Origin of the sequence: Streptomyces sp. NPDC127117, assembly GCF_042677325.1 — a bacterium.
In the GTDB taxonomy this organism is placed as follows: Bacteria; Actinomycetota; Actinomycetes; order Streptomycetales; family Streptomycetaceae; genus Streptomyces.
In genome coordinates this window covers 33,878-50,606 of record NZ_JBHXTM010000009.1, presented here as the reverse complement: position 1 = coordinate 50,606, position 16,729 = coordinate 33,878, and the positions used below count along the sequence as shown (strand labels likewise).

Annotated in this window: 17 protein-coding genes and 1 tRNA gene; 10 read left to right on the top strand and 8 right to left on the bottom strand. The window is 71.2% G+C overall.

Going from position 1 to position 16,729, the window contains the following annotated elements; all coding sequences use genetic code 11:
• The first annotated feature begins 19 nt into the window (after positions 1-19).
• On the top strand, positions 20-751 hold the full coding sequence (locus tag ACFVH0_RS10800) for a hypothetical protein (RefSeq protein WP_385819243.1): 732 nt from the start codon (positions 20-22) through the stop codon (positions 749-751).
• Positions 752-783: 32 nt separating this feature from the next.
• A tRNA-OTHER gene (locus ACFVH0_RS10795) sits at positions 784-869 on the top strand.
• Between the two features lie 317 nt (positions 870-1,186).
• On the opposite strand, the gene ACFVH0_RS10790 is transcribed toward ACFVH0_RS10795, so the two are convergent.
• Entirely contained in the window at positions 1,187-1,804 is a 618-nt protein-coding gene (locus ACFVH0_RS10790) for a peptidase (protein WP_385819242.1), read from the bottom strand.
• A 13-nt stretch (positions 1,805-1,817) separates the two neighbouring features.
• Positions 1,818-3,029 carry a pyridoxal phosphate-dependent aminotransferase gene (locus tag ACFVH0_RS10785; RefSeq protein WP_385819241.1) on the bottom strand — a complete coding sequence of 404 codons (1,212 nt, stop codon included), beginning with the start codon at positions 3,027-3,029 and terminating at the stop codon, positions 1,818-1,820.
• 86 nt (positions 3,030-3,115) lie between these two features.
• Here ACFVH0_RS10785 and ACFVH0_RS10780 point away from each other — a divergent pair, with 86 nt between their 5' ends.
• Positions 3,116-3,784: a winged helix-turn-helix transcriptional regulator gene (locus tag ACFVH0_RS10780; protein ID WP_385819240.1), complete on the top strand. Its 669-nt coding sequence runs from the start codon at positions 3,116-3,118 to the stop codon at positions 3,782-3,784.
• A 248-nt stretch (positions 3,785-4,032) separates the two neighbouring features.
• Positions 4,033-4,473: a cupin domain-containing protein gene (locus ACFVH0_RS10775; RefSeq protein WP_385819344.1), complete on the top strand. Its 441-nt coding sequence runs from the start codon at positions 4,033-4,035 to the stop codon at positions 4,471-4,473.
• 104 nt (positions 4,474-4,577) lie between these two features.
• Here ACFVH0_RS10775 and ACFVH0_RS10770 read toward each other — a convergent pair whose 3' ends face one another.
• Positions 4,578-4,943, bottom strand: a complete 366-nt coding sequence (locus tag ACFVH0_RS10770) for a nuclear transport factor 2 family protein (protein WP_385819239.1) — start codon at positions 4,941-4,943, stop codon at positions 4,578-4,580.
• Between the two features lie 95 nt (positions 4,944-5,038).
• Between ACFVH0_RS10770 and ACFVH0_RS10765 the strand changes: the two genes are divergently transcribed.
• Both ACFVH0_RS10765 and ACFVH0_RS10760 read left to right on the top strand, forming a co-directional pair.
• Positions 5,039-6,214: a nucleotidyltransferase domain-containing protein gene (locus ACFVH0_RS10765; protein WP_385819238.1), complete on the top strand. Its 1,176-nt coding sequence runs from the start codon at positions 5,039-5,041 to the stop codon at positions 6,212-6,214.
• Positions 6,215-6,238: 24 nt separating this feature from the next.
• Complete coding sequence (locus tag ACFVH0_RS10760; RefSeq protein WP_385819237.1) at positions 6,239-6,889, top strand: uridine kinase; 651 nt, start codon at positions 6,239-6,241, stop codon at positions 6,887-6,889.
• A gap of 45 nt (positions 6,890-6,934) precedes the next feature.
• Here the strand turns inward: ACFVH0_RS10760 and ACFVH0_RS10755 are convergent, their stop codons facing one another.
• Both ACFVH0_RS10755 and ACFVH0_RS10750 read right to left on the bottom strand, forming a co-directional pair.
• A complete protein-coding gene (locus tag ACFVH0_RS10755) occupies positions 6,935-7,993 on the bottom strand; it encodes a carbohydrate kinase family protein (RefSeq protein ID WP_385819236.1) in 1,059 nt (352 codons plus the stop codon).
• On the bottom strand, positions 7,990-8,973 hold the full coding sequence (locus ACFVH0_RS10750) for a pseudouridine-5'-phosphate glycosidase (protein ID WP_385819235.1): 984 nt from the start codon (positions 8,971-8,973) through the stop codon (positions 7,990-7,992). The genes ACFVH0_RS10755 and ACFVH0_RS10750 overlap by 4 nt, the downstream gene beginning before the upstream one ends.
• 151 nt (positions 8,974-9,124) lie before the next feature.
• On the opposite strand from ACFVH0_RS10750, the gene ACFVH0_RS10745 reads away from it, so the two are divergent.
• Positions 9,125-9,487, top strand: a complete 363-nt coding sequence (locus tag ACFVH0_RS10745) for a cupin domain-containing protein (RefSeq protein ID WP_385819234.1) — start codon at positions 9,125-9,127, stop codon at positions 9,485-9,487.
• Positions 9,488-9,582: 95 nt separating this feature from the next.
• Here ACFVH0_RS10745 and ACFVH0_RS10740 read toward each other — a convergent pair whose 3' ends face one another.
• The 3 genes from ACFVH0_RS10740 to ACFVH0_RS10730 all read right to left on the bottom strand — a co-directional run bounded on the left by ACFVH0_RS10740 (position 9,583) and on the right by ACFVH0_RS10730 (position 12,601).
• Positions 9,583-10,911 carry an MFS transporter gene (locus ACFVH0_RS10740; protein ID WP_385819233.1) on the bottom strand — a complete coding sequence of 443 codons (1,329 nt, stop codon included), beginning with the start codon at positions 10,909-10,911 and terminating at the stop codon, positions 9,583-9,585.
• 127 nt (positions 10,912-11,038) lie between these two features.
• Entirely contained in the window at positions 11,039-11,581 is a 543-nt protein-coding gene (locus ACFVH0_RS10735) for a methylated-DNA--[protein]-cysteine S-methyltransferase (protein ID WP_385819232.1), read from the bottom strand.
• Positions 11,582-11,653: 72 nt separating this feature from the next.
• Entirely contained in the window at positions 11,654-12,601 is a 948-nt protein-coding gene (locus ACFVH0_RS10730; RefSeq protein ID WP_385819231.1) for a glycerophosphodiester phosphodiesterase, read from the bottom strand.
• A gap of 215 nt (positions 12,602-12,816) precedes the next feature.
• On the opposite strand from ACFVH0_RS10730, the gene ACFVH0_RS10725 reads away from it, so the two are divergent.
• The 3 genes from ACFVH0_RS10725 (at position 12,817) to ACFVH0_RS10715 (ending at position 16,584) form a co-directional block, all read left to right on the top strand.
• A complete protein-coding gene (locus ACFVH0_RS10725) occupies positions 12,817-13,692 on the top strand; it encodes an MHYT domain-containing protein (RefSeq protein ID WP_385819230.1) in 876 nt (291 codons plus the stop codon).
• A gap of 62 nt (positions 13,693-13,754) precedes the next feature.
• Positions 13,755-15,875, top strand: coding sequence for an excinuclease ABC subunit UvrB (gene uvrB, locus ACFVH0_RS10720; protein WP_385819229.1), 2,121 nt, complete (start codon positions 13,755-13,757; stop codon positions 15,873-15,875).
• Between the two features lie 130 nt (positions 15,876-16,005).
• Positions 16,006-16,584, top strand: coding sequence for a TerD family protein (locus ACFVH0_RS10715; RefSeq protein WP_385819228.1), 579 nt, complete (start codon positions 16,006-16,008; stop codon positions 16,582-16,584).
• Positions 16,585-16,729: the final 145 nt, after the last annotated feature.

Here is a 16,729-nt window from a genome sequence, read left to right as displayed (position 1 = left end):
CGCTGTTAGGTTCCGCGACGTGGCGAAACTCAATCAGATCATCGCAGTGGAGAAGGGCGTCAAGTCCAAGGCTCACCAGGACCTGACGGCGGCCCATCACGGCCTCCAGAAGACCGGCCTGCTGGCCGGGATCTCCCGTACGTACCAGCCGAAGGACGAGGAGGGCGAGCAGCTGCCGCCCGAGTCGACGCTGGTGCAGATCAAGGCCGAGGACGTGCTGCGGGAGACCACGGCGACCCTGACCCGGCTCTTCGATGTGACCGCCACGAAGGACTGGGCGAACTGCTCGGCCCGCGCCGACGTCAAGGTCGACGGCCGGGTGCTGGTGAGCGACGTGCCCGTCTCGTACCTGCTCTTCCTGGAGAAGCAGCTGACGGACCTCAACACCTTCATCCGCAAGCTGCCCGTGCTCGACGCCGCGGAGGCCTGGACCCAGGACCCGTCGACGGACTCCTGGAAGACGGAGCCGGTGCGGACGCTCCGTACCAAGAAGGTGCCCCGCAACCACGTGAAGGCGGAGGCCACCGACAAGCACCCGGCGCAGGTCGAGGTGTACTACGAAGACATCCCGATCGGGTACTGGACGACGGTGAAGTTCTCCGGCGCCCTCCCCGCACGGCGCGTCAACGAGCTGCTGGACCGGGTGGAGAAGCTCCAGCAGGCCGTGAAGTACGCCCGCGAGGAAGCCAACGGCGCGGACGTCACCGACCAGCGGGTGGGTGATGCGGTATTCGGTTACCTCTTCGGGTGACCGATCATTGATTCCCCGGCCGACCAATTTCGGCCGGGGTGCGCCAGGAGCGCAAGCTGAAACTGAAGCTTGTCGTGACGACGCGGTTCCAGTGGAGGTTCGAGTCCTCCCCCCGGCACTCCGTGCGCCCCGGCGCACGAACGGGCCGGGGTGGCCCAAATGGTAGAGGCAGACCGCGATCAATCTCAGACTCTTGCTCCAGACTCAGCATTCGTCACCCATCGCCGAATCAAACGGGCCCGTGCCCACGGGCGTCGAGATGCCGGTTCGACTCCGGCCCGCAGAGCTTCGATCTGCGGTCGTCTAAAGGCAGGACGCGGCGACATCAACCTGACACGGGTCCTTAAAAGTGTCGGCGTGCCGTATGGGTGGCACACCAGGGCTCGGGGGCCGGCTACGCCCCCGGGCCCGCTCCTGTTCCGGACGGCGCGCCGCTCACACGCTCGCCGGCAGCGACACCCCGCGCCCGGCGAAGAAACGCTCGAAGTCGGACAGCGCCAGCTCCGCGGCCCGGGTCTGCGCCGTCGTCCCCGAGGGGTTGTGGAAGTGGACGCCCGCGCCGTCGGCCGTACGGGACGTCAGCAGCACCAGATGCCCGCCCCGCCCGGGAGCCGGCCGCCCCGGGTACCGGATGCCGTAGTGCACCGAGGCCATGACCGTACGTCCGCCGTCCAGCAGACCGAGGATCTCCTCCGGCGAGAGATGGCGGTGCACCGTGGCGTCCACGCCGTGCACCTCACGTGCGTACTCGGCGAAGGGGGCGTAGATCAGCCCCCGGATCTCCCCCCGCGCGTCCTCGGTGTACGCGCCGTATCCGAGCGCCCCGTCGCGCAGCGCGAACAGGGACGGCGCCCCGGCGCCGAGCGCCATGCGCAGACAGGTCATACCGCACAGATGACCTGCCCAGCGCGCGTACTCGGCCGGTGACCGGGCGCCCGACTCCGCCCAGGCCGGGTCGGTGGCCGGATCGACTCCGTCCTCCACGATCGGGCCGACGAGCCCGAACGAGGCGAACTGGGTATGGATGGGAAAGCGGCAGGCGGAGCAGGTCACCGGGGGCATCCGATCACTGGCGGTATCCGGTCAGGAAGCGTCCGATGCGGCTGATCGCCGCGTCGAGATCGTCAGCGTACGGGAGCGTGAGGATCCGGAAATGGTCGGGCCGCGGCCAGTTGAAACCGGTGCCCTGCACGACCTGGATCTTCTCCCGCAGCAGCAGATCCAGCACGAACTTCTCGTCGTCGACGATCCGGTGCACCTTCGGATCGATGCGCGGGAACGCGTACAGCGCGCCCTTCGGCTTCACGCACGACACCCCCGGGATCTCGTTCAGCCTCTCCCAGGCCCGGTTGCGCTGCTCGTACAGCCTGCCCCCCGGCGCGACCAGCTCCCGGATCGACTGCCGGCCGCCGAGCGCGGCCTGAATGGCGTACTGCGCGGGCGCGTTGGGACAGAGCCGCATGGAGGCGAGCGTGGTCAGCCCCTCCAGATAGTTGCGGGCGTGCTGCTGCGGGCCGGAGACCACCATCCAGCCGGAGCGGAAGCCCGCCACACGGTACGTCTTCGACAGACCGCTGAAGGTGAGACAGACCAGGTCGGGGGCGAGGGCCGCCACACTGTGGTGCTCGGCGTCGTCGTACAGGATCTGGTCGTAGATCTCGTCGGCGAACACCATCAGGCCGTGCCTGCGCGCCAGGTCGAGGATGCCTTCGAGGATCTCGCGCGGGTAGACGGCACCGGTCGGATTGTTCGGGTTGATGATCACGACGGCCTTGGTGCGGTCGGTGATCTTCGAGGCCATGTCGGCGAGATCGGGGTTCCAGTCCGACGCCTCGTCACAGGTGTAGTGCACCGGCTTGCCGCCCGCGAGGGTCACCACCGCGGTCCACAACGGGTAGTCGGGGGACGGGACGAGCACCTCGTCGCCGTCCTCCAGCAGCGCCTGGACGGCCATCGAGATCAGCTCGGAGACGCCGTTGCCGAGGAAGATGTCATCGACCCCGACATCCGGCAGCCCCATCGCCTGATAGCGCTGCGCCACGGCCCGGCGGGCGGACAGGATGCCGCGCGAATCCGTGTAGCCATGGGCCTGCGGAAGCATCCGGATCATGTCCTGGACGACCTCCTCCGGCGCCTCGAAACCGAAGAGCGCGGGGTTGCCCGTGTTGAGACGGAGCACGCTGTGGCCCGCCTCCTCCAGGGCGTTGGCGTGCTCGATGACCGGGCCCCGGATCTCGTAACAGACCTCGTTGAGTTTGCTGGACTGCCGGAATTCCATGCGGTGGCCTCCCCGACCTGATTGCGATACTTGGTTTTACCAAGCTCGGGCTTGGAAAGTCCAACAACATGTCTAGACTGCGTCGCATGCCACGTCAGCAACAGCCCGCAACACGCCCGGTCCGCCGCCGCAGCTACGACCAGTTCTGCGCCACCGCACGCGCCCTCGACTCCGTGGGCGACCGATGGACGCTGCTGATCGTCCGTGAACTGCTGGCGGGCCCCCGCCGCTACACCGACCTGCACGCCGACCTCCCGGGTGTCAGCACGGACGTGCTCGCCTCCCGGCTCCGGGACATGGAGCAGAACGGCCTCGCCACCCGCCGCCGGCTCCCGCCGCCCGCCGCCGCCTCGGTCTACGAACTGACCGAGCGCGGCCACGGCCTGATGCCGGTGCTCGCCGCGCTCGCCGAGTGGGGCGCGCCCGCGCTCGCCGAACGACGGCCGACCGACGCGGTGCGGGCTCACTGGTTCGCGCTTCCGCTGCTGCGCGCGCTGGACGGCCCGGCCTACGCGGGAGTCGTCGAAGTGCACCTGGACGAGGGCGAGTTCCATGTGCGCGCCGGTGGGGCGGAGGACGGGGAGGCGGTGTACGGAGACGGCCCCGCCGACCGTGCCGATGCCCGGATCGCGCTCGACGTCGAGGTCTGCCTGGAGCTCGCGTGCGGCGGGCTGACCTTCGCCGAGGCCGTCGAGGGCGGCCGCGTCGAGGTGTCGGGCGAGGGGCCGCTCGCCGCTGCGCTGCGCGGTGAGTGACAGGGGCGGCCGGGCGGTGATCCGTGGTTCGCCCGCGTCACGTGAATTGCCACCTGCCACGGGGGTTCCCTTCCGCCGTACGGCTTCCCTCCCGGCGTGTGGGTTCCCCGCGTCGGCGCCCGCGTGGACCATGGGTATCGGCCGGTCCGGGGCGATCGCCGGACGCCGAGGCGGAGGAGCCGGGTGTGAGCAGCGGGCAGCACGGGAACGGCAAGCGGCGGGCGGGCCGGGGACGGTCCGCGAAGGCCCTGGCCCTGGTGGGCTGTGTGGCCGCGCTCGGCCTCGTGCCGTCGGCGGCCGTCGCCACCCCGGGCAGCGGAGTGAGCGGCACGGTGCTCGCGAAGGGCACATCGGCGGGGAAGCTGAAGGTGCGGACGCCGGACGGCCGCACCGATGTGACCTTCCGGACCATCACGGTCGAGCCGGGCGGTTCCACCGGCTGGCACACCCATCGCGGCCAACTGATCGCCGTCGTCAAGTCCGGGACGCTGACGCGGACTCTGGACGACTGCTCGGTCGAGGTGACGCCCGCGGGCTCGTCGTTCATCGAGCCCTCCGGGGCCGACCACCGGCACATCGGACGCAACCTGGGTACCGAGCCTGTCGTGCTGTGGGTGACCTATCTGCTGCCCGAAGGCAGCGAACTCTCCGACGACGCCGAGGCGGTGGACTGCGGGGCCGGGAGGTAGCGCGCGCCGCCCGCCTGCCGACGGCGCCGGACCTGCCGCCCGCCTGCCGACGGCGCCGGACCTGCCGGCCGTCTGCCGACGGCGCCGGACCTGCCGGCCGCCCGTCAGTTGGCGAGCGTCTCGCCGTACGCCCCGAAGCCGGAGATCACCAGGCCGTCACGGAAGATCAGCACCTCGCTGACCCGGCCGCCGATCTGGTTGCGGTAGTCGATCACCAGGGCATGGACACTCACCCGTACGTCCACCAGCTCGAACCTCAGCTCGGGGATGCGCTCCAGGCCCGTCGCCCAGTACCTGCGCAGCCCCTCCTTGCCGTGCACCGTGCCGGAGGCGTCGCCGGTGAGCTGCGCGATGACGGGCGAACTGAACGTCACGTCGTCGTGATAGTGCGTCAGAATGCGGTCCAGGTCGTGGGAGTTCCAGCCGTCCAGCCACTCGGCGGCGAACGTGCGGGCGAATTCGAGGTCCATGGGGGAGATCGTAGGAGGCGGACCCGCCGGGTACGGAGCATTTTCGAACGGCGGGAGACACGGGAGACAACGGCCATCGACAGGAGAGAACGGCCATGAACGGCGAGAACCCGCAGGACCGGACCGGCACGGGCGAACTCGACCCGGCGCGGCGCGCCGTGTTCGCACAGGACCTGCTGCGGGCACTCGCCGCGTACTGCCCCGGTTCGCGCGCGGAGCTGAGGGGCTCGCTCGCCCGCGGAACGGCGGACGCGTACAGCGACATCGACATCGCCTGGACCGTCCCCGACGACCGGTTCGACGCCTGCCTCGACGCCGTCCGCGAGGTGCTCGAAGAGGTTGTGCCCCTGGACTCGCTGCGTACGGACCCCGATTCGCTGAACTCCCGCGAGCGGAGGCTGCTCTTCGCCGCCTTCCGCGGGCTGCCGCTCTTCTGGCGCGTGGACCTGGAGGTCGCGACGGCACCGGTCGCCGGCCGGCCCGTCCGCGACCGGGGCGACCCGGCGGCGCACGGCGACGACTGGTCGAGGCCGGCGAGCGCGCTGGCCAACGCGGTCGCCGCGACGAAGGCCGTACTCCGCGGGCAGCCGCAGAACGCCCGGGGGCTGCTGGAGCGCGGATTCCGGCGCATCGACGCGCCGGACGGTGTGTCCGGACGGTGGCGCGCCGACATCCGCCGGCTCGCCGAAGCGGCGGCCGGCCGCGAACCGGACCTGCGCCCGCTCGCCGACCGGGTGCTGAGGCTCGCCGAGAACCACCGGGCACAGCTCATGTGGTGGACGTTTCCCGCCGGCGTACGTGAGCGGGTCGACGAGCTGGTCCTGGCGGGCCGGGACATCCAGGCCGCGCAGGCGATGCGGGAGAGCGGCATCGAACCCCGTCCGGAGCTGCACGAATGCGTGGAGGTGCTCGACGGGCGCCATCGCGCGCTCGCCGACCGGATGCCGCCTCCGGCCCGCCCGGACGTGGACGCCATGGCCGCCGCCGCTCGCGCCCTGCCCCGCGATCCGGTGGCCGTCGAGGCGGTCTGGGACGGGGACACCCGGGGCTGGATCGTGGTGCTGACCGCCGTCCTGGCCGGGCCGTGGGAGAGCGTCGATCTGGACGGCTTCCGGATCGGCGCGGCGGGGACCGGTGAGGCGGCGCGGACGGGCCGGGCACTGGCGGAGCGGCTCGGCGTCCCGTTCCGCTTCGCCAGTCCCGACGGACCCGACGAGGACGCTCCTCGCTGGTGGGACGCCCGGCACCGGGCGGGGGGCTCGGGGCGATGACGGACCCGGGGCGATGATGGGCGGGTGCGATTCGAAGCGATCACCTGGGAGCGGCTGGCCGAAGCCTTCGCCGCACGGACCGACACCCTGGAACCCGCCGACGGCGGCCCCTGGCTGAAGGTCGCCGTCGACGGCGCTCCGGCGGCCCGCACGCAGGAGCCGGCCGAGCGTGTCGCACAGGCGCTGCGGGTCCGGGGCCGTGCGGTACTGGTGGTGTCCACCGAGGGGTTCCTGCGGCCGGCGAGCCTGCGGTACGAGTACGGCAAGGAGGACCCCGACTCGTACTACGACAGCTGGTTCGACACGGGCGCACCGTGGCGCGAGGTCTTCGGGCCGCTGGAGGCCGGCGGGAGCGGGCGGGTACTGCCGGATCTCTGGGATCCGGTGACCGACCGGGCCACGCGCAGCCCGTACCGGCCGCTGCCCGAGGGCGGGGTGCTGGTGGTGCACGGGCCGTTGCTGCTGGGGCACTGGTTCCCGTTCGACCTGAGTGTCCATCTGCGACTGTCGCCGGGCGCGCTGCGTCGCCGAACCGGGGAGGCGGAGCGCTGGACACTGCCCGCCTTCGCGCGGTACGAGGACGAGGCGGCGCCCGGCGAGCACGCGGACGCGGTCGTACGCGCCGACGATCCGCTGCACCCGGCCTGGACCGGATGGCGCGGGGCGGCGGCCTGACGGTCACGGTCGGAGGGTCACAGGGGCCGCGGCATCCGGCCGTACTCAGGTGCCCGGACGGCCGCCCACGGTGGTGACCGCCTCCGCGCCCGCCCGGCATCCCGCCGCCGCGGCCGAGACGTCGTCCGCACCCGCCAGGTGCGCCGCGAGGAAACCGCCGGTGAACGCGTCGCCCGCCCCCGTCGAGTCCACCGCCCCGCGCACCTGAACGGCCGGGATGCGCCCGGTCACCGCACCGGCGGCGGCGAGCAGGGCGCCGTCCTCGCCGAGCGTGACGACCACCCGGCCCACCTGGAGGCTCAACTTGGCCGCGGCATCGGCCGGTTCGGGCAGTCCGGTGAGCAGCCGGGCCTCGTCCGCGTTGGGCAGCAGCAGATCGGCGCCCTCCACGGCGGTCAGGAACCGGTCGGCGCCCAGCTCGGCGAGGAAGCCGGCCGAGGCCGGGTCGACGCTCACCGGGATCCGCCGCGACCGCGCCTCTTGCAGGGCGAGCAGGGCCGTCGCGCGGCTCGTCGCGGCGAAGAGAAGGTAGCCGGAGAGATGGAGATGGGCGACGCCGTCCAGCATCGACGGTGACCAGTCGTCGGGGGAGAGACGGAGCACGGCGCCGCTGTCGGTGAGGAAGGTGCGCTCGGCGGCGGAATCGACGAGCGCGACGACGGTGGCGGTGGGCGCCTCCTCGTCCACGGCCAGCAGACAGCGCACCCCCGCCCGCCGCAGCGCGTCCCGGTGCCAGTCCACGCTGTCGGCACCGACCCGGGCCAGCAGCCGTACATCGGCACATCCCGAACGGGTCGCCCAGCAGGCGACATTGGCCCCCGCGCCGCCGGGGAGGGTACGGATCCGGGCCGGGGTGTCCGTACCGTGGACCAGTGCAGTCCGGTGCCGGGCCACCACATCCGTGACCACGTCCCCGATGACGAGCAGGCCACGGCCGGTCCTGGCCCGGCCGTCCGCCGTTGTCCGGTCGTCCGCCGTTGTCCGGCCGTCCGCCGTTGTCCGGTCGTCGGCCGTTGTCCGGTCGTCGGCCGTTGTCCGGTCGTCGGCCGTCGCCCGGCCGTCCGCCGTCGTCCGGTCGTCGGCCGTCGTCCGGTCGTCGGTCATTTTCCGGCCGCCGGGTCGGGCCGCGAGGCCGGGGCCCCGGGCCGGGCCGCCCAGGCGCCGGAGATCCGCGCGGCAAGCGAGACGTTGGCGCGTACGGCCGCCAGATTGGCCTCCAGCGAGGCGCCGCCGGTGCCCCGCATCAGCCGGTCCAGCAGGAACGGTGTGACGGCCTGGCCCACGATGCCGCGCTCCCGGCACTCCGCCAGGGCCTCGGCCAGCACCCGGTCGTGGAGCGCCGGATCCAGCTGGTCCGCCACGGGGACGGGGTTGGCGACGACGAGCGCGGCCCCGGGCCCGCCGAGCACATCCTGGGCCCGCATCACGTCCGCGACTTCCTCGGGCGTCCGCACCGTCCAGTCGACCGGCTCGCCCGAACTGGTCAGATAGAAGCCGGGGAAGAGGCCGGTGCCGTACCCGAGCACGGTCACGCCCAGCGTCTCCAGGCGTTGCAGCGTCGCCGGGACGTCCAGGATCGACTTCACCCCGGCGCACACCACGGTGATGCCGGTCCGCGCCAGGAGCCGGAGATCGGCGGACTCGTCCTGGGTCCGCGTCCATTCCCGGTGTACGCCGCCGAGGCCGCCGGTCGCGAAGACGCGCAGGCCGGCGCGGGCGGCCAGGAACGCCGTCGCGGAGACGGTCGTCGCCCCGCTCGCGCCCGTCGCCAGCGCCGGCGCCAGGTCCCGGTGCCCCAGCTTCCGCATCGCGGGGTCCGTGGCGACCCGCTCCAACTGGGCTTTGTCCAGGCCGATGTGGGCCTTTCCGTCGAGTACGGCGATCGTCGCGGGCACCGCGCCCGCCGACCGTACGAGCCCTTCGAGCTCCTCGGCGACCCGCAGATTGCGGGGACGAGGCAGACCGTGGGCGATGATCGTCGACTCCAGGGCCACGACGGGTTGGTGCGTGGCGAGGGCCGCCCGTACCTCCGGGGAGAGGGCGGGGGCGCAGGGGTGTGCGCGATGCGACGCGTTGGATGACATGTCCACATCCCTGTCGCGGACGCGTCCGCCTCAAACGTGCGGCCGGGGCGGCGGGCCGTGCGGCACGGGCCGGAGTGGCCGGGATTCCACTTGCCATTTCGGCGCAACCTGCTGCCGAGTCGTTTCCCGGCGGTCGCTAAGGTGACCGGCCATGACCACATTTGATCAAGCCCCTGCCTCGTTCGCCGTGCACATTCCGGACGCCGAACTCGAACCGGAGCCGCTGGACCCCGCGCAGATCGTCTCGGGCGAGCCCGTGGTGACCGGCAAGGTGCTCTGGGAGTCGCCCGACGGCAAGCAGGTGCGCGGCATCTGGCAGATCACGCCCGGCGTGGTCACCGACACCGAGGCCAACGAACTCTTCGTCGTCGTCAGCGGGCGCGCGACCGTGGCGGTCGAGGGCGGTGCGACGCTGGAGATCGGGCCCGGGGACGCCTGTGTGCTGCGCGAGGGCGACCGTACGACGTGGACGGTGCACGAGACGCTGCGCAAGGCGTACCACATCAGCCTCTGAAGCCCCTCCGGAAACTCAGCAGTCTTCTGAAGCCTCTCCGGAAACTGTCGGAGTCCTCCGGAGTGCTCCGGAGGACTCCGGGACTTCCCCGAGGTTCAGTCGGAAGCCGTGGGCGTGGCTGGGGGCGTGGCACTGCGCCGGGTCAGTGCCCGGCGCAGTGCCAGCGCCGCCATCGGCAGCAGCAGACAGGCTCCGACCACGTTCAGCCAGCCGTAGCTCGCCCGGGCGACGATGACCCCGGCGACCGCTCCGCCGATGCCTGCCGCCGTGTTCATGGTCAGATCCGAAAGACCCTGCACGGCGGCGCGGGCGGGCTGTGGCACGGAGTCGGTGAGCAGCGCCGAACCGGCGACCAGCCCCGCCGACCAGCCGAGACCGAGAGTGAAGAGACCGGCCGCCGTCTGCCCGTGGCTGGGGCCGGCGGTTCCGGCCAGCAGTGCGGCGCAGGAGAGCAGCCCGACCGCCAGGCCGATCACGGCGAGCCGGCCGAAGCGGTCCGACAGCCAGCCCATCACCGGGGAGAACGCGTACATCCCGGCGATGTGGCCGCTGATGACCAGGCCGATCAGCTGGAGTCCGGCACCGTGATGGCCCAGGTCGACCGGGGTCATCACCATGATCGAGACCATCGCGGTGTGCGAGACGGCCACCGTCACCAGCGCCAGCCGTGCCATCGGCGAGGCCCGGACCGCCGCGATTCCGGCGCGCAGCGACCGGCCGGCCGGCGAACCGTCGCCCTGCGGCGCCAGCGCCCGCGCCGTGAGCAGCGGGTCCGGCCGCAGCAGCGCCCCGACCACCACGGCGGCCAGCAGGAAGATCCCGGCCGCGAAGACGAACGGGCCCGCCTTCTCGGATATTGGGCCGCCCCGGAAGAGACGGCCCACCGGGGCCGCGATGTTCGGCCCGAGGACGGAGCCGATCGTGGTGGCCCAGATGACGGTGGAGATCGCCCGGCCGCGCCGGTCGGGCTCGGCCAGATCCGCGGCGGCGAACCGGGCCTGCAGATTGGCCGAGGATCCGGCGCCGAACCCGGCCATGCCGAGCAGGAGCAACGGGAAGCTGTCCACGAGGGTGGACAGGACCACCAGTCCCGCGCCCACCGCGCCGATCAGATACGCCAGCACTAGACCGGGGCGCCGGCCGCGCGCGGTCATCAGCGCGGCCAGCGGCAGCGAGAGCAGCGCCGTTCCGGTCACCGAAGCGGTCGGGGCCAGACCGGACAGCGCCTCGGAGCCGCTCACCTCGGTGGCCAGCACGGGGGCCAGGGCGATGCCGATGGGCACGCCGAGGCCGCCGAGTATCTGGCTGCCTATGAGCACCGCGGACGTTCTGCGCCGCAGACCGGGCAGCTCGGCCGCCGAGACCGGGGCGGCGGGACGGCCGGGCCCGGTGGGGGTGTCAGGTGCATCGAGGGTGTTCGTCACTGGCGCAGTGTGCCAGTCCGTACACGGCTACGAAACCGGGTTCGGATCGGGCCCGGCCGGAACGGCCCGGCGCGGGCCCGGGGATCGCCCGTCCCGCTGCCCCGGCGCGAAGGCTCCGGCGGCCGGCTCAGAACAGCGGCCGGGGCAGCACGCCCTCCAGAGCCAGCAGCTGCCGCTTGGTTTCGAGGCCGCCGCCGAACCCGCCGAGGCCGCCGTCGCTCTCCACCACGCGATGGCACGGCACCACCACCGGCAGCGGATTGGACCCCATGGCCGCCCCGACCGCCTGCGCGGCGCCCGGCTGCCCGACCCGCCCGGCGAGATCCCCGTACCCGACGACCGTCCCGTACGGCACGCCCGTGGCCAGCTCGCGGAGCACCTGGCGGTTGAAGCCGGAGGCCAGCGACCAGTCCAGATCGAGCGAGAACTCCCGCGACGAGCCCGCGAAATACGCCGCGAGCTGGCGTATCGGCTCGGCGAGCCGGGCGGAGCCGGGAGACTCCACGGGCTCCGCGCCCAGTCGCGTCCGCAACTGCTCGACCGCCTTGTCCCGCACCTCGGGACGGGCGTGGAAGAACACGCTCACCAGCCCCGTGCCCGTCGCGGCGAGCAGCAGCGGACCGATGTCGCTCCCGACGACGGCCCACTCGACAACCCCGTTGCTGTTCACGTGAACCACCGTACGGCCGGCCACTGACAACGGGACCGGGCGGACGGGCGCGGCGGCCGGCCGGCCGGAGGATCAGCGGGTGGCTTCGCGCACCACGTCGGGGTTGTTGGTGATGATCCCGTCCACGCCGAGGCCCGCCACCTTCGCGGCGGTCGCCGCGTCGTTGACCGTCCAGGTGTTGACCCGGAGCTTCTTGCCGTGCGCGCCCTTCAGCGCGTGCACCGCGTCCACGTAGTCGGCCGAAACCGATGTGTAGGAGGGGTTGATCTGGTCGGTGAAGGCCGCGTACGAGGGCAGATCGGCCACCGCGGGAGTGCCGAGGAAGCCCGTGGTGACGTCCGGGCGCAGCTGGTGCACCTTCTTCACGCTGTCCGCGCCGAAGCTCTGGATGACGAGCCTGTTCTTCACGTGCGAACGGTCGAGCCAACCCTTCTGGCGCAGCACCCGCAGGGTCTCCTTCTCGATCCCCGGGTAGATCTCGGGGCTCTTGATCTCCAGGAGCAGCTTCTGCCGGTTGCGCTCGACGCGGTCCAGGTACTGCTTGAGCGTCGGCACGCGGGTTCCGGCGAACTCCGGACCGAACCAGCTGCCCGCGTCCAGCCGGGCGATCTCCGCGGCCGTGAAGTCCTTGACCGCCCACGGAGCCCGGTCCGGGAAGACCTCCTCGGCATTGGTGGTCCGCTTCAGATCGGTGTCGTGCACGACCACCAGCACGCCGTCCTTGGTGAACTGGACGTCGTTCTCCACCCAGTCGAAGCCGAGGGTGTCGGCCTTGTCGACGGCGGCCAGGGTGTTCTCCGGCGCGTAGGCCGAGGCGCCCCGGTGGGCGAAGACGACCGGAGCGGTCCGCTTCGCGCTCGCGGTCCGGGCGCTCACGGTGCTGACGCCGGTGACCGCCGTCGTGTGCCCGGCCGCGGTGGTCCGGCCCGCGGTCTGCGTATCGGCGGTCGACATCAGATACGCGCCGGTGCCCATCAGAGCGGCGGCGGCGAGGGCGGCGGTCGCGGTGCGTGCGTACACGTGTACTCCTTGCGTCAGAGTTGCGGACGGGCCGAGAGTGACAGCCGCGCCCCAACGGGGGACAGGCGAAGGATGGCCACAACGTGAACGCGGCCGACGATGCCGGGTAACGGGCCGGATTCCCTCTCGATAAAATGCAGCTCTTCTGTTTGTTTGCCGGGACTCGCGCCTTAGGGTCACCCCGAAACCCGGGCTTCCGCGAAGGGCGTACGAGCATGCAGGGCACGATCGACGGTTTCAGCTACGGAGCGGTGACGCCCGTCGCGGCCTTCCTCATGGCCTGCCTGGGCGCGGCCCTCGGACTGCGCTGCACCAACCGTTCGCTGCGCACCGAGCGTTCCTTCAAAGCGGGCTGGCTGGCCCTCGGCGCGACCTCCATAGGCTCCGGCATATGGACGATGCACTTCATAGCGATGATGGGCTTCTCCGTGGACGGGGTGACCATCGGCTACGACATGCCGATCACGTTCGCCAGTCTCGGGGTCGCCGTCGCCATGGTCGGCGTCGGCATCTTCATCGTCGGCTACCGGGGCGCCACCAGGATGGCCCTGGTGACGGGCGGCACGATCACCGGGCTGGGTGTGGCCACCATGCACTACCTGGGCATGGCCGGAATGCGTCTCGACGGACAGTTCGAGTACGACACGATCACCGTGGCCCTCTCCGTCGTCATAGCCGTGGTGGCCGCGACGACCGCACTCTGGGCGGCCGTCTCCGTCCACGGATTCCTTCCCAGTCTCGGGGCCAGCGTCGTCATGGGCGTCGCGGTGAGCGGCATGCACTACACGGGCATGGCCGCGCTCAGCGTCCATCTGCACCCCGACGCCGTCGCGGGCGAGGGAACGAGCGCACCGCTGATCCCGCTGCTGATCGGCCCCGCCTGCTTCCTGATCCTCGCCGCGGTGGTCGTGATGTTCGATCCGCTGATGGTGATGGGCACCCCGGACTGGAACGACCCGGGGGCCCCGGGCGGGGCCGCCCGGAAGCCCGGAATCCCGGCCCAGCGCCAGGTGCCAAGGTTCGGGACGCACGCAGACCCGGCGTCCTTCCACTCCCGGCCGCGCGACCCCGCGCCACCGGGAGAGTGGTGACGTCGCCCCGGCGCCTCGGCTGACCCGGCCCGGTTGTCAGTGGCGGGTCGTACGGTGGTTCCATGCGGCCCGTTTCGAAGATCGAACGTTCGGTGGCGCCTTTCGAGGTCGTCAGTCCCTACCAGCCCAGCGGCGACCAGCCGGCGGCCATCGCCGAGCTGGAGCGGCGCATCCGCGCCGACGAGAAGGACGTGGTCCTGCTCGGCGCGACCGGCACCGGTAAATCGGCGACCACCGCGTGGATGATCGAGAAGCTGCAGCGCCCCACGCTCGTGATGGCACCGAACAAGACGCTCGCCGCACAGCTGGCGAACGAGTTCCGCGAACTGCTGCCCAACAACGCCGTCGAGTACTTCGTCTCGTACTACGACTACTACCAGCCCGAGGCGTACGTACCGCAGTCGGACACCTACATCGAGAAGGACTCCTCGATCAACGAGGAGGTCGAGCGGCTGCGCCACTCCGCGACGAATTCGCTGCTCACCCGGCGCGACGTCGTCGTGGTCGCCTCCGTCTCCTGCATCTACGGCCTCGGTACGCCCCAGGAGTACGTGGACCGGATGGTCCAGCTCAAGGTCGGCGAGGAGATCGACCGGGACCAGCTGCTGCGCCGCTTCGTCGAGATCCAGTACAGCCGCAACGACCTCGCGTTCACCCGTGGCACCTTCCGGGTCCGCGGCGACACCATCGAGATCTTCCCGGTCTACGAGGAGCTCGCCGTCCGCATCGAGATGTTCGGTGACGAGATCGAGGCGCTCTCCACCCTCCACCCGCTCACCGGTGAGGTGATCAGCGAGGACCAGTCGCTCCACGTCTTCCCCGCCAGCCACTACGTCGCCGGTCCCGAGCGCATGGAGAAGGCGGTCAACGGCATCGAGCAGGAGCTGGAGCAGCGCCTCGCCGAGCTGGAGAAGCAGGGCAAGATGCTGGAGGCCCAGCGGCTGCGGATGCGCACCACGTACGACATCGAGATGCTCCGGCAGATCGGCACCTGCTCCGGCGTCGAGAACTACTCCATGCACTTCGACGGCCGCTCGCCCGGCACCGCCCCCAACACCCTCCTCGACTACTTCCCCGAGGACTTCCTCCTCGTCCTCGACGAGTCGCATGTCACCGTGCCGCAGATCGGCGCCATGTACGAGGGCGACGCCTCCCGCAAGCGCACCCTGGTCGACCACGGCTTCCGGCTCCCCTCCGCGCTCGACAACCGCCCGCTGAAGTGGGAGGAGTTCCTGAGCCGGATCGACCAGACCGTCTATCTCTCCGCCACACCGGGGAAGTACGAGCTGTCCCGCGGCGACGGCTTCGTGGAACAGATCATCCGCCCCACCGGCCTCGTCGACCCGGAAGTGGTCGTCAAGCCCACCGAGGGCCAGATCGACGACCTGGTCCACGAGATCCGTTCGCGCGCCGAGAAGGACGAGCGGGTCCTGGTCACCACCCTCACCAAGAAGATGGCCGAGGACCTCACCGACTACTTCCTGGAGCTCGGCATCCAGGTCCGCTATCTGCACAGCGACGTCGACACGCTGCGCCGCATCGAGCTGCTGCGCGAGCTGCGCTCCGGCGAGTACGACGTACTGGTCGGCATCAACCTCCTGCGCGAGGGCCTCGACCTGCCCGAGGTGTCGCTCGTCGCCATCCTCGACGCGGACAAGCAGGGCTTCCTGCGCTCGGGGACGTCCCTGATCCAGACCATCGGGCGAGCCGCCCGAAACGTCTCGGGGCAGGTCCATATGTACGCGGACAAGATCACCCCGGCGATGGCGCAGGCCATCGACGAGACCAACCGCCGCCGCGAGAAGCAGATCGCCTACAACACCGAGCGCGGTCTCGACCCGCAGCCGCTGCGGAAGAAGATCAACGACATCGTCGCGACGATCGCCCGCGAGGAGGTCGACACCGAGCAACTGCTCGGCACCGGCTACCGCCAGGCGAAGGGCGCCAAGGCACCCGTTCCCGCGCTGGGCGTCAAGACGGCCGGCTCCAAGAAGGCCAAGGGCGGCGGCGAAACGGTCACCGACCGGCCCGCCACCGAACTCGCCGGGATCATCGAGGAGATGACCGACCGGATGCGGGCGGCGGCCGCGGACCTCCAGTTCGAGGTGGCCGCACGACTGCGCGACGAGGTCGGGGAGTTGAAGAAGGAACTGCGCCAGATGCGCGAAGCGGGGCTTGCCTGAGCCCGCGGCATCCGGTGTGTTGCAGGACCGACACAAAACGGCCCCGAGCGGTCGCGCCACCGGCGCGAATGCGTAGGGTGCTGGAAACCGCGCACGGACGGTTGCGGGGAAAGCGGAGAGGGGACAGCGCGTGACGGTCAATATGACCAAGGGTCAGGCCATCAGCCTGCAGAAGAGCGACGGGGGGACCCTGACCGCGGTGCGGATGGGGCTCGGCTGGCAGGCGGCGCCGCGCCGGGGTCTGTTCGGTTCACGTACACGGGAGATCGACCTCGACGCGTCGGCGGTGCTCTTCGCCGACAAGCAGCCGGTCGACGTGGTCTTCTTCCGTCACCTCGTCAGTGACGACGGCTCGGTCAAGCACACCGGGGACAACCTGGTCGGCGGCGCCGGATCCGGCGGCGACGACGAGGCGATCCTCGTGGACCTGCAGCGGGTGCCGGTCCACATCGACCAGATCGTCTTCACGGTGAACTCCTTCACCGGCCAGACGTTCCAGGAGGTGCAGAACGCCTTCTGCCGCATCGTCGACGAGACCAACGGCCAGGAGCTCGCCCGCTACACGCTGGACGGCGGCGGGCAGTACACCGCCCAGATCATGGCCAAGGTGCACCGCTCGGGGAACGGCTGGCAGATGACCGCGCTCGGCAACCCGGCCAACGGCCGCACCTTCCAGGACCTGATGCCGTCGATCCTGCCGGTTCTCTAGGTACCGCACCCGAAGCAGGGGCACGGCAGGAGACACATCACACGCGACACAGGGGGGACGAAGGCGATGACGGCCGAGCTGGTGCGGGGGCAGAACCACCCGCTCTCCCAGTCCCGTCTGGAGATCCGGATCTCGGCCGGCACGC